11 protein-coding genes are annotated in these 12,662 nt (G+C 63.3%); 3 read left to right on the forward strand and 8 right to left on the reverse strand.

Annotation, left to right across the window (positions count from 1 at the left end):
- Positions 1 to 104: 104 nt before the first annotated feature.
- The 3 genes from SB753_RS28625 to SB753_RS28635 all read right to left on the reverse strand — a co-directional run bounded on the left by SB753_RS28625 (position 105) and on the right by SB753_RS28635 (position 4,777).
- A complete protein-coding gene (locus SB753_RS28625) occupies positions 105 to 1,640 on the reverse strand; it encodes a protoporphyrinogen/coproporphyrinogen oxidase (RefSeq protein ID WP_410803041.1) in 1,536 nt (511 codons plus the stop codon).
- 73 nt (positions 1,641 to 1,713) lie between these two features.
- A complete protein-coding gene (locus tag SB753_RS28630; protein ID WP_410803043.1) occupies positions 1,714 to 3,447 on the reverse strand; it encodes a thiamine pyrophosphate-dependent enzyme in 1,734 nt (577 codons plus the stop codon).
- A gap of 178 nt (positions 3,448 to 3,625) precedes the next feature.
- Positions 3,626 to 4,777, reverse strand: coding sequence for a porin (locus tag SB753_RS28635; RefSeq protein WP_410803045.1), 1,152 nt, complete (start codon positions 4,775 to 4,777; stop codon positions 3,626 to 3,628).
- Positions 4,778 to 5,213: 436 nt separating this feature from the next.
- Between SB753_RS28635 and SB753_RS28640 the strand changes: the two genes are divergently transcribed.
- Positions 5,214 to 6,248, forward strand: coding sequence for an ABC transporter substrate-binding protein (locus SB753_RS28640; protein ID WP_410803047.1), 1,035 nt, complete (start codon positions 5,214 to 5,216; stop codon positions 6,246 to 6,248).
- Entirely contained in the window at positions 6,227 to 7,039 is an 813-nt protein-coding gene (locus SB753_RS28645) for an aspartate/glutamate racemase family protein (RefSeq protein WP_410803049.1), read from the forward strand. The genes SB753_RS28640 and SB753_RS28645 overlap by 22 nt, the downstream gene beginning before the upstream one ends.
- A gap of 42 nt (positions 7,040 to 7,081) precedes the next feature.
- Here SB753_RS28645 and andAa read toward each other — a convergent pair whose 3' ends face one another.
- From andAa to andAc, 4 genes are read right to left on the reverse strand one after another with little or no spacing between them, the layout of a single operon-like run.
- Positions 7,082 to 8,299 (reverse strand): anthranilate 1,2-dioxygenase system ferredoxin--NAD(+) reductase, encoded by a 1,218-nt coding sequence (gene andAa / locus SB753_RS28650; protein WP_410803051.1) that lies wholly within the window; start codon positions 8,297 to 8,299, stop codon positions 7,082 to 7,084.
- Positions 8,289 to 8,612, reverse strand: coding sequence for an anthranilate 1,2-dioxygenase ferredoxin subunit AndAb (gene andAb, locus SB753_RS28655; protein ID WP_410803053.1), 324 nt, complete (start codon positions 8,610 to 8,612; stop codon positions 8,289 to 8,291). The genes andAa and andAb overlap by 11 nt, the downstream gene beginning before the upstream one ends.
- A gap of 10 nt (positions 8,613 to 8,622) precedes the next feature.
- Positions 8,623 to 9,096 (reverse strand): anthranilate 1,2-dioxygenase small subunit AndAd, encoded by a 474-nt coding sequence (gene andAd / locus SB753_RS28660; RefSeq protein ID WP_410803055.1) that lies wholly within the window; start codon positions 9,094 to 9,096, stop codon positions 8,623 to 8,625.
- A gap of 13 nt (positions 9,097 to 9,109) precedes the next feature.
- Positions 9,110 to 10,381, reverse strand: coding sequence for an anthranilate 1,2-dioxygenase large subunit AndAc (andAc, locus tag SB753_RS28665; RefSeq protein ID WP_410803057.1), 1,272 nt, complete (start codon positions 10,379 to 10,381; stop codon positions 9,110 to 9,112).
- A gap of 211 nt (positions 10,382 to 10,592) precedes the next feature.
- Here andAc and andR point away from each other — a divergent pair, with 211 nt between their 5' ends.
- Entirely contained in the window at positions 10,593 to 11,558 is a 966-nt protein-coding gene (gene andR / locus SB753_RS28670) for an anthranilate 1,2-dioxygenase regulatory protein AndR (RefSeq protein ID WP_410803059.1), read from the forward strand.
- Here the strand turns inward: andR and SB753_RS28675 are convergent.
- Complete coding sequence (locus tag SB753_RS28675; protein ID WP_410803061.1) at positions 11,542 to 12,624, reverse strand: helix-turn-helix transcriptional regulator; 1,083 nt, start codon at positions 12,622 to 12,624, stop codon at positions 11,542 to 11,544. The two genes, andR and SB753_RS28675, sit on opposite strands and share 17 nt — an antisense overlap.
- Positions 12,625 to 12,662: the final 38 nt, after the last annotated feature.

Raw genomic sequence — 12,662 nt, forward strand, 5'->3', positions numbered from 1 at the left:
TTTCCGTAGCGTGGATGGGGTAGCGAATTTGTAGCATTGAACCCGTGGGCGAATTTATTTCGCGCCCGGCTTATGCCGTTTCGCTAAAAGTTGGTCCGTTTTGCCTAGTTTTGCTCACGTGACAGCACAATCCGCGCGGCACGTTCGCCGCTCGCACAGGCGCCGGTAAGCAGCGCCTGGGAGGTCCAGTCGCCGCAGTAGACGACCGGGCGCTCCGCGCCGCGCGCGGCCTCCTCCTGCCAGCGCCAGAACGCCTGCAAACGCCCGCCGTAGCCCGGCGCGAACACCGGCAACTTGCGGGGAATCCACTGATTCACGACGGCGCTCACATGGCGGTCGAAATCGACAATCCGTGAGCGCAGTTCGTCGCGCAGCATGGCATCAAGGTTGTTGGTCAGGCCGCGGCGCTCCGCCTCTTCCGCTGCTTCCGGCGTCAACTGGCAATAGATCTGCGCAAGCGGGCGCCCACTGCCGGGCGCAGCAGGCAACTGCTGAAACGTCGAAATGCGGCTGGGCGCGCCACGCGCTGCAAACTGCAGCAACGGCGGCAGCGGCTGCGACAAACCATAATGAACGACACCGAGCGCGTTATAGCGCACCGCGTCGAACATCTCGCGCTCCGCCCGCTGCGGCTTGCGGACCAGCGCCGCCGCGAGCGAGCCCTCGGTCGCGCACACCACGTGGTCGGCTGCCAGCACCTCACCGTCACGCAGCGTCACGGCAAACCGCCGGCCGAGCGCCGGCACGTCACCCGTGCTCCGCGCCGCCCCGCCTGACTCTTCCTGCGCGGCCGGCTGGACGGCTTCAATCGAAGCGACGGGTGCATTCGTACGCACATCGAGCCGCGCGGCCAAAGCCTGGCACACGCAGCCCATACCGCCCTTCAGCGTATAGACGGTGTCTTCACCGATCAGGTGTGGCACGGTCGAACGGTAAAACAACGCGGACAGCGTCTCCGGGTTGAAGCCGCGGGTCGAGCGGAACACCGGTTCGACCATGCTGGAGAGCGCCTGCGGTCCGATCGCATCGCGGACGTATTCCGCGAGCGTTTGCCGATCGGCGGCGGGATCGTCGGCGATTGCGCTCATCGCCCAATCCGGGTCGACCCGGCTGCGTTGCGCGCGCATCCGCAGCGCATGACCCGCCAGCGCGAAGCGCTCGCGCATCGGCAGACCGGGCGTGGCCAGCGAGCGGATCGAAGGCATCAGCTCGATGGTATGACTGCCGCTGGACGACACGCATTGCGCCGTCAAGTGGCGCAACGGAATCAGCACGTCGTGAAGCGAAAGATCCGCAATGAGCTGGTTGAATGCGCCGCCGAACGGATACACGAGACGCGCGCCGCTATTGAACGCGACATCGCCAACGCGCCGGTCGCCCATGCGGCCGCCGACCACGTCATTCGCTTCGAGCACGGTCACCCGCAGTCCCGCCCGATGCAGCCGGTAAGCGGCGGTCAGACCGGCGATGCCGGAGCCTACGACGATCACGTGAGCTTGTCCGCGAGATGGCGCCGTTGCAGCGTTCCGCACGCCCGGCAAGGCCTCTGCGATGGCCGCGGGCAGCGCCGCCGGATTGCGTGACAGCGCCGATGCGCCGAACACACCATGCTCCGATACAGGATTTTCGATTGCTTTCATGAGACTGCCGGGGAAAGTACAAAAAAAGACCGTCTTGAGCGGCGTTTATCGGCCTTTGCAGGGCCGCAATGCATCACGCGAGCGGCTTGCCCACCGATCGCGGAACGCACAATTCAATCAACCTGACTCCGGACTCCGCGATCGCCGCGTCGAGCGCGGGCGAAAAAGCGACCGTCTCCTCGACCGCCCAGCTCTTCACGCCGAATGCGCGTGCAAAAGCCGCGAAATCGATGTTGCCGAGCTCGGTACCGGTCGTGCGCCCGAAAAGCCGCCGCTGTGCTCCGTCGATTGCACCATATGCGCGGTTGTTCACCACCAGCACAAGCAGCGAAATGCCCAGCCGCACGGCGGTTTCAAGTTCTTCCGCGTGCATCATCAGGCAGCCGTCGCCCGCTATCGCGACGATCTGCCGGGCAGGTTCGAGTACCAGCGCCGCGCCGATCGCGGCAGCAAGCCCATAGCCCATCGCGCCGCTTTTGGGACCCAACTGCGTGCCCGGCCGATGGTGGGTCAGATAGCGCTGCGGCCAGATCGCGTAAGCGCCCGCGCCCGAAGTCACGACAGCGTCGTCGTCCAGCGTGGCGTCGAGCGTGGCGTACACGGCGCGCAGATCGAGCGGACCTTCGCAGCGGCCGCCCGTCACGTACGCAAGACGCTCGGCGCGCAGCGCGCCGAGCCACCCGCGCCGTGCGTCGAGCGCTTGCGGATCGCACCAGGGAGCGTCGGCTGCGCTTGCCTCCTGCCACGCATCGACCGCCGCGTCCGCCTGCGCGAGCAGCGCGAGATCGGCCTGATAGACAGCGTTCAGCTCGCCTGCGTCGGCGTGAATGTGAACGAGGCGCTGAGCATTGCCGCGTCGACCGGCATCGGGTTCGATCAGCGCATAACCTTTGAATCCTTCGCCGAGCGTGTTGAGTTCGCCGAGGCGGCCGTTCAGCACGATCAGCAGATCGGCTTCGCGCACGCGTCGGGCCAGCGCCGGATCGATCCCGATGCCGATTTCGCCCACGAAAACGGCATCGTCGTGATCGATCAGATCGCGCCGCCGGTAGGTCGTCGCCACCGGCACGACATGCCGGCGAGCGAGTGCCGCGAGCGTTTCGAGCGACGCACGCTGCCAGCCCGTTCCGCCCACGATGATCATGGGCCGAAGCGCGGATTGCAGCATGCCGCGCAGGCGGCCGAGGTCCGCACGCGCAATGGACGGCGTGGGCAACCGTGGCAGCGCGGGGGTGGAGAGTCGCGCTTGGGCCTGCGCGACGTCCTCGGGTATGACGAGCACCACCGGTCCGCGTCGTCCGCTCAGCGCTACGTGCCAGGCGCGCGCGAACATCTCGCCGATGCGCTCGGGCGCGTCGATCAACCCCACCCATTTGGCGAGCGGGCCGAACACGCGCTGGAAGTCGTCGGCATTGAGCATCGCCTCGCGGCCGGATACAGCCCGGCTCGTCTGCCCGACAATCAGGATCATCGGCGCGCTATCCGTGAAAGCGGTATGTACTGCGAGCGCGGTGTTCAACGCGCCGGGCGCGCGCGCGGCCAGACAGACTCCCGGCTGACCGCTCAACTGACCTATCGCCTGGGCCGCGTACGCCATGCCCGCTTCGTGACGAAAGCTGGCGAGTGCGATCCGCGGCGTGTGACACGCGAGTGCATCGACGATTTCGAGAATGCCTTCGCCCGGAATGAACGTGACCGCGGGCACCCCATAGGCACCCAGCACTTCCGCCACGATCCGCGCACCGCTGACCCGCTCGATATGACCGTGCGCCGCCGTTTCGGACGCGGCCGCTGCCGGGGGATGCACTGAACCTGCTGTGGGCTCGCAACTCATATGAAATACAACTCCTTTTGCGTGATATGGCGCGCGCCTGTCTCGCTTGATGACTGCCCGATGCCTGCCTGTTACCGACCTGATACTTGCCTGTCACCTGCTTGCAGCGGTATCGCCTCGCAGGACGAACTGCTGCCGCCAGTCAACGTCATTAGAACCGGTGATAAATGCCAGCGGTTATCGCTACCTGACGTCTGGTCGACGAAGCCCCGCCCGAGCCGCTTGCGTACTCGATATTGGCGTGCTGCGCGTCGCCGGCCGCCAGCTGGAAGATGCCGTCGAGGTACAGCGCGGTACGCTTGGACAGGAAGTAGTTGTTGATGAGCGAGATCTGGTGATACTGGGGCTTGAAGTCAGTCGGCTGGATCGAGCCGGTGGTGTAGATGTAGTCGATGGCAGCCTGATAATCGGGTGCGAAATAATGGCTCACGTTTGCTTCGACGTTGGTGTAGCTGGCGCGGCCGTGCGTGAGACCCAGTTGCGCGACGCCCAGATCGTCGAAGCGGCTATGCGTGACGACAATGCCCGCGAAGGTGTCCCTGGAGAAGGCGTACTGGCCGCCTGCGCCGTAAAGCTCCATGCTCGAAGGCGCAATCGCATAGGAGACCGTCGGCGAGTTCGGAGAGATCGATGCGAACGAAGCGGTGTTCCACAAACCTTCGCTAGCGGCCGAAGCTGGGTGATTCATACGCATGTATGCCGCGGAAAGCTTGAGCGGGCCCTGCGCGTAGTTCACGCCGAAGCCGATCGCGCTCTGGTTGCCGAAGCTGCCGGCCACCCCGCCGAAGCTGTACATGAACCCCGCCTGCAAGCCACGATACGAAGGCGACACGTACTTCACCGAGTTATTGGTGCGGAACTGATAGTTGAAGTTGTTATTGTCGCCGACAGTCGCCGTATAGCCATTCCACATCAGCGGCGAAGAATACTGGGCAAGCCAGTCCTGCGTGAGGTCGTACTGCCGGCCCAAGGTGAGCGTGCCGTAGCGGCCGTGGGCCAGACCTACATACGCCTGGCGGCCGAATTCCCGGCTGCCTTGCGCCGCCGTGCCGGTGTTCGGATTGAAACCGCCTTCGAGAACAAACACTGCCCTGGTGCCGCCGCCCAGGTCCTCGACGCCCTTGAAGCCCCAGCGGCTGGGACCGTTCGCCGTGCCGATCGACGCGCCCTTCAGCGAATTGTTGGAGTAGATCAGGCCTGACATCACCACGCCATACAGGGTGACGCTGGAGCCCGGTGCGCTTTGAGCATGTGCGGCAGCCGCAAGGGAACAAAGCAGCGCCGTAGTGCAGATACGTTTCATCTGGATGGTCCGTAGAGGGATCGATAGTTTGCGGGAATTACCGTTCGTAGCATGTTGAACGCGTCGGTACCGCAACGCGGTTGCCAGAGCGAAGACTAGGAACGGCGCAAACCAGTGGCAATGTCCTCAAAATAGTTAGACCCGTTTTCCTTCAATTCTGAATCGCTTCACTAGAGCACGGTCTCGCAAAACGTTGTCAATGCGCACCGCGTCTACGCTTTTGCAGTGCGGTCTCGGCCCGGATCTTTCATTCATGACGCGACGTTGCCGGCGGCACGGACGTTGCCAGAAGCTTGAATTGATAGGCTTTCGGAACTGTTTATTTTGGCGACATGGGCGGGCAAAGAAAGCGCGCCCAGAATGAACGTGTCACGACGGCGTAGTGGCGCCGCGGGTTTTCCCTTTCCCTCTCTCTCATTTTTCAGGCAAATACGTTATGAAACTGCTCAGCGCGTGTGTTCAACAGATGGCCCGACGCCGCGGCACGACGCTCGCATTGCTATCTGCCGCGGTAGGCTTTGGCAGCCTCATGGCCGCAACGACCCACGCACAGACCACGGCCGCGGCGCCGATCGTCGTGGGTATCGCGAACTTCGGGCCGCACCCCGCGCTCTCGCGCACCATCCAGGGCTTCAAGGATGAAATGCAGGCGAATGGATACGTCGAAAACAAAAACGTGCGTTATGTGTACAGCGACGCCAATTTCACGCCCAGCCTGATTCCGCAGACGCTGGCGCAAATCGTCGCGCAGCATCCTTCCGTGATCCTCACGGTCACGACGCCGGTCGCGCAGGCCGCCGTGCGCAATGTCGGCAATCTCGACACGCCGCTCGTGTTCTCGCAGGTCACCGACCCGGTCAAGGCCGGTATCGTGCCCGACTGGCAGCACGGCAGCAGTCGCATCAACGGCACGTCGAGCATCACCGACTACAACGCCGTGCTCGAATTTGCGAAGAAGGTCTTTCCCAAGGCCAGAAAGTTTGGCGTGCTGTACAACGCCGGCGAAGTCAACGACGTGGCCGCCATCGCGAGCCTTAAGGAGGCCGCCGCAAAGTCGGGCCTCGAGATGGTCGCGACGTCGGCCGACTCTACCGTCGACGTGCCACAACGCGCCGGCACGCTGCAAGGTATCGACTTCTTCTATGCGATCGGCTCCAGTCTGATCCAGTCCTCGCTGCCGGCAGTCGCCTCGATCACCGACCATATGCGTGTACCGATCCTGAGCGCGGAGCACGAACTGATCCGCAAGGGCGACATCATTGCCGTCGCGTATGCGCCTTGCTACGAATCACAGGGCGCGCACGCCGCCGACATGGCGCTGCAGATGCTCAAGGGCGTCAAACCGTCGTCGATGGCGGTGTATCGGGCCGTGCCCGCCGACTACAAGGAATTGATCAACCGCCGCAAGATGGCGTCGCTCGGTCTGCCGATTCCGGCCGCGCTCGACGCGTGCAACTGCTTCGTCAATTGACCATGATCACGCACTCGCTTCCCGACGCGGCAATCGCCTCCGAAGCGCGCGCGCTGCGCGCGCGACGCCGCACGATACATGGCGTGAGCATCGGGATCCTGATGCTCGACACGGGCTTTCAGCGCTTGCCCGGCGACATTGGTCACGGCGCGACATGGCCCTTTCCGGTGCAATACGGCCTGATGACAGGCATCACCGGTCCGCAGATCATGGCCGCCACGAGCGGCGACGCGAAGGCGGCCGTGCCGCTTATCGAACGCTTCGCCGAAGCGGCGCAGCAACTCGTCGATCTCGGCGTGGACGGCATCGCGACGAGTTGCGGCTTTCTAGTGGCATTCCAGCAGGCATTGACAGAGCGCTGCACCGTCCCGGTCGCCACATCGGCGTTGCTGCAGATTCCATCCCTGGCCATGTTGCTGCCGCGACGCCAGCGCGTGGGCATCCTGACAGCGCGCGCCGCTTCGCTCACGCCGCGTCATCTGCTGGCCGCGAACGCGCCGGCTGATCTGCCCATAGCCGGGTTGAGAGAAGACAGCCGTTTCTTCCGCAACAATCTGGAGAACGCACCAAGGGTGGATTTCGACGAGCAGGCCGATGACCTTATCGAATGCGCTGAGCGTCTTTTCCGCGCGCATCCGGAAACCGGCGCGATTGTCAGCGAATGCAGCAATTTCGCGCCCTACTCGGCTTTGATCAGCGAGCGGTTTGGTGTACCGGTGTTCGATATCGTGACGATGGTCGAATGGTTTCAGTCGGGCTTGAGGCCACGGCGGTTCCAGGCCGCGTCGTAGACAGGTATTAAAGCAGTGCGGGCGCGACTCGCACTGCCTGCATCAGAGCAATGATCGCAGTGCTACGTCGGGATCGGCAAGCAAGGCGGGATCGAGCACCTTGCCCGACGCGACGAGCCGCTTGCAGGCGCCCATATCCCGACCCGAGTCGATCGCAACGACCGCGCGCAAACGCCGGTCTGCGTCGAGCGCGAGCACGCAAAACGGCCCGTTCTCAGCGTCACCACGCACGATCAGCGTGTGCGACGATTCGATCGTGCCGAGCATCTGGATACTGCAATCGAACTGATCGGACCAGAGCCACGGCCGCTCGGCGTATTCCAATGCATCGCCAAGCATGTTGGCCGCCGCAATCGCGGGTTGATTTTCCGCCACCTGCCAAGACTCGATACGAACATGACGACCCAGCAGCGGGTTGAAATGCATCGTCACTTCACCCGCCGCGAAAATGCGTGGGTCGGACGTGCGGCACTGCGCATCCACCACGACGCCGTTATCTACCTGCAACCCTGCCTCGCGCGCCAGTTCGACGTTCGGTAACACGCCGATCCCCACCACGACGATATCCGCCGCAAGCGTCGCGCGATCCGTTTCAATCAGCGCGCGGCCATTCTCGTAGCCGACGCGCGACGGCGTTTCGCCGAGCCTGAGCGTCACCCCGCGCCGCGTATGAAGCGATGCGACGAAGCGCGACACCGCTTGCGGCAGCGAGCGTTGCAGCAGCGCAGCCGCCGGTTCAATCACGGTCGCCTCGCAGCCCAGCTGCGTTACCGCCGCGGCAACTTCCAGCCCGATGAAACCGCCGCCCAGAATCGCGACCTTCCTTCCGGACGCGAGCGCGGCGCGCAACGCGAGAGAATCGGCCAGCGTACGTACGTAGTAAAGCGGCACACGTTCGTCCACCGCGCCGGCGAATTCACGCACACGCGACCCGGTTGCAAGCAGCAGCCTGTCATACCCGATCGAACTGCCGTCGTGCAAACACACCTCGTTGCGCGCACGGTCGATCGACTCGACCGTGGTCCCGAGCCGCAACTCGATATGGTTTGCGGCGTACCAGTCCGGCCCGCGAATGAACGCCTTCTGTTCGCCACCTTCTGCGAGCAGTGCATCTTTCGAGAGCACCGGGCGGTCGTACGGCGCATGCGGCTCCGCGCCGAGCATTACGATCCGCGCCTGCGGATCGCGCTCGCGCAACGTTTCCGCGGCGCGGCGCGCGGCATGGCCCGCACCGACGATCACGTGCCGATCAGTCGACATGAATCTCGACCCGAGAATCGACGACGCGAATTGGGAACACACGCACCGGCTCGGTGATAGGCGCGCATCGCGGCGCGCCGGTGCGGATGTCGATCAGCCCCTGATGCAGCGGACATTCGACACAGCCGTCTTCCACGTAGCCATCCGATAGACGCGCGTGGCCATGCGAACATAGATCGTTCAACGCGAATACGTCGTCGCCGAGCCGGAAAATCGCGACTTGCCGGTTGCCGGCAACAATGGCCGCCGGTTCGCCCTCGGCAAAATCGTCAAGCGTGCCGATGGTTTGCCAGCTATCGAGTGTCTGTTCCATATACGCTCCTTCAGATCGGTGTGGCGAGCAGCGTCTGCACGCGCGACGTGTCGTACACCACACGCTTGCTCCGATAGCGCAGCCCCTCGGGCGTACGCACCACACAGTCGTAATACTTGCCCGCCTGATACACGTCGGACTCGCCGTTGGCACGCGTTTGCACGACTACGTAGCTGCTCTCCGTTTCAATCGCACCGTCTTTCTCGTCGACGATGATCAGACCCGAGGTCATATGACGATAGGTATGCTCCTCGTAGATATTGGCGTGACGCAGCGACACCACGCGATCGCGCAGCATGCGCTGATTTGTGCAGTGAATGATGCCGATCGGCAATCCCATGTCGGCGTTTTCCTTCGGCACGATTTCGTACGTGCAGTCCTCGGTAAACAGCGTCGGCCATGCTTCGAGCCGGTCGTTGTCGAGATTGCTGATGTACTGGTTCTGCAGCATGTGCAATTCGAACCACAGCTTTATCGCTTCCATGTGCGTCCCCCGATCAATAGCCCATCAATCGCTGATAACCGACCCAGAAGCGGCGGATCAGGCTTTCGGTAATCACCGTGTCCTGCTGTTCGGGATTGCCGCGCGACATCTCGATCACCGACGTCGCGTCGCCGTCGCGAATCGTGCCGCGTTGCACGAGTTCGGTGGCCTCGGTGTCTTCCATCGAGATATAGCCCGCAGGCCCGACGAGATTCGCCTGCTTGATGCGCAGCGCGCGCAGTTCCGGCGTGTCATCCGTGTAGCCGAAAAAATGGAAAATCAGCTCGAAATTATTCGGGCCTTTCGGCAACAACTGGCGCGCAACCAGTGTGTTGTGGATCTGCTGGATCACGAGTTGCGGGAAGATCGGTTGGATATGGTTGGTCGTGTCTTCCTCGTACTCCGAGATATGGCCGAGCACGGTATCGTCTTCGAGCGAGAAGCCTTCGTCCATCGAGCGGATGTTCTGCTGTTTGTATGCCGCCGAGGTGTCTTCGCCCGTTTTCGTGACCGTGATGATGCTGTGCAACCCGTGCGTCGCGTCAGGTATCGAACGCGCCTTCATGCCGACGCGGAAAATATTGAAGGTCGTATGGAACAGATGCAGCATGCTCGCGTGATACGGGTCCTTCACGTTCTCGAAGTACAACTTCCAGTTCGACTTCGAATACTGGCGTGTGCAGCCGAGATATTCGATCGGCTTGTGAAAAATCCGCTCGATCCATGGGCGCATTTCCGCGCCCAGATAGTCGGGCAAAGGCGCGACCTCTTCGCTGAACGTCGCGAACACCAGACCGCGATAGCTGTCCACGCGCAGCTTGCGCAGGCTGTGGTTCTTCGGATCGAAGTCGGCCGGCATGCCGCTCATGCCTTTCTGCCCGCGACGGAACGGCACGCCGAGCAGGTTGCCGCTGTTGTCGAAGCTCCACTGGTGATATACGCAGGTATGCGACGCGGCATTGCCCCGTGGCCTGCGGCACACCGAAGCGCCACGGTGGGCGCAGCGGTTCACCCATGCCGCGAGCGAACCGTCTTCGACCCGCGTGACGACCACGGGCGTGTCGCCCACGAACGTGCTCTTGAAATCGCCCGGCTTTGGGATTTCCGCTTCGAGCGCAACGAAATTCCAGGTCGGGCCGCGATAAATGCGTTCCTGCTCGCGCTCGTATACCGCTTGCGAACTGAATACCTTGTAGGGCACGCGCGAACCGTCGTCGTGCGGGAACACGACGTGATCCGTATCCACGTTGCTGGTAATGCGCACGGGCGTTTCGGCCATTTCCATGCTGATGACTCCGCTAGATCGCTGGGGTGCTGCCTGAATGAGGGGATTGCCGCTTGCAAACAGCTTTTTTGACGGCTGCGGATTTATTTTTGGAGATCCAGAATAACGGTGCTATCCGCTTCTGGCAGTGCACGCGCCGTCTGTCCGATTCAGGCAGTTTTCTGAACGCGGCCCGTTGCGGCCGGAACGTGGCACCGTATCCTTCACCGTCATGACCCGCTCCGATTTCCGTCCGCGCGCGCTGCGCGAGCATCGTCTGTTCGAGTCGAAAGACCTGGACGAGACGCGTGAACTCATCTCGCGCGTGATGCAGCCCCATTCGCTTGCGCCGTTCGGCGACGGCAGCGGGCGCTCGCACATGGATTTCGTGAAGATCGGCCGGCTCGGTATTGGCACGATCGGCTTCGGCAGCGGCATGCATGTCGATGTCGAAGCGGTGGACGGCTATTACCTGCTGATGTTTTGCGTTTCCGGCAGCGCGGAGGTGAATGCGGCGGGCCGGACCATTGAAGTCAACGACCGGCAAGGCGTGGTTCGCGCTCCCGGTGAACCGTTCAGTGCGAAACTCTCGCCCGATTGCGAGCAGCTCGTGTTACGTATCGATCCCGCCGCCCTGCCTGAAGACGCCGCATTCGGCGCGGAACCGGACGGCGCGCTCGTACGCTTCGCGAACGGCGCGATGCGCGCATGGCAAGACCAGTTGAAGCTGATCGCCAGTTCGCCAGACCTGCTCGCCAGCGCGTGTGGCAATGCTCGCGTGGGCGCGCACGTCGAGTCGCTGCTGGTCAATCTGCTCGCGGCCGGGTCTGCCGAGCGCGACGCCCCGGCTACCTCCATTGCACACCCGGGCATCATGCCGGGGTTCGTCCGCCGCGCCGAGGAGGTAATGATCGCCCGGCTGGGTTCGCCATTGCAGCTCGCCGACATCGCCGAGGCGGTGGGCGTTCCGGTGCGCACGCTATGCGACGGCTTCCTGCGCTTCCGCCGGACCAGCCCGATGCACTATCTGCGGCAGATCCGGCTGGAACGCGCTCGTGAAATCATCCTCGCGACGTCCGCGGACCTGCGTATCGCGAGCATTGCACTCGATTGCGGCTTCACCCACTTTGGACGCTTTGCGCAGAGCTACAAGGCGCGCTTTGGCGAGTCGCCGTCGCAGACTATCCGCCGGCGTTAGCGCGATCGGCGCCGCGCAGTTGCCGAGCGTCCTTCGGCGCGAAGCCGTAAAAGTCGCGAAACGAGGTCGTGAAGCTCGTCTGATGCTGATACCCGACTGCAGCCGCCACCTGGCCCACAGACTGCCGTTCATCCGCCAGAAGCCGCAGCGCTTCGTGCATGCGCCGCCGCAAGCTGTATTCGAACACGGTCACGCCATGCAGAAACTTGAACGCGCGCTTGAGCTTCGACGCATTGGTGCCGACCGCGCGCGCGAGATCGGGAATCGTCATGCTTTTCTGCAGGTCCGCATCGATCATCATCCGCGCGCGTTCCATCAGCATCAGATCACGCGAAGAGAGGATGCCGTCCGGCGCGCCGTGGCGCAGACTGTCGGCCCATACGCCTACGCTGGCGTAAAGAATCTCCATGCACTTCGCCTCGACGAACAGCAGTTCGCGCACGCCTTCGTGAGCGCTCGCAAGCAGTTGTTCGATGGCCTGCAGCGCGTCCAGGGTCAAGCGCATCTGCACGTTGTAGAGTTCGTCGTCCTTCACTGCCGCAAGGCGGCCGCGAATCGCTTCGCCCTCCACGCCGAGTGCGTCGACGAGCCGCGCGAAATAGCGCGACGACACGTACAGGCCTAGCGCCCGGCGCGGTCCTTGCGGACAGGTGATCTGATAGGGCAATCCCGCACCCTGATGGCAAACGATGAAGTTCGGCGCCTCGACCTGCACGGAATCGGCGTCGTCGCCATCCACGCCAACATGGGCCGGCCCGGTCACGAGGTAGTGAAACTCGACGAAGCCTTCGGGCGGCACGCATTCGGTTCGTGCGCGGGCGTACCGGCATTCGGAGATCGCCACGAATATCTCGTCGCGGATCGAGATCATTTTCCACCAGCCTTCGTCAGCGTCGCCCGGCACGGCGACCCGTCGGCCGTATAGGCCGATTGCCGGCGCACTGATACAACGTGAATCCTCTCTCAGGCGGCGGTACGCTTCGCTTAGCGGCGCGCCCGCATGGGCGAGCGCGGTGCGGAACAGGCCGCTGAGCGCGTCGTCGACCGGCGCGCCTGACGTCTGCACGGGCGCATCAGAAGGTAAATCGGCAGGTGAAAGCGAGG

Source organism: Paraburkholderia sp. SIMBA_053, assembly GCF_046534895.1.
Classification (GTDB): Bacteria; Pseudomonadota; Gammaproteobacteria; order Burkholderiales; family Burkholderiaceae; genus Paraburkholderia; species Paraburkholderia caledonica.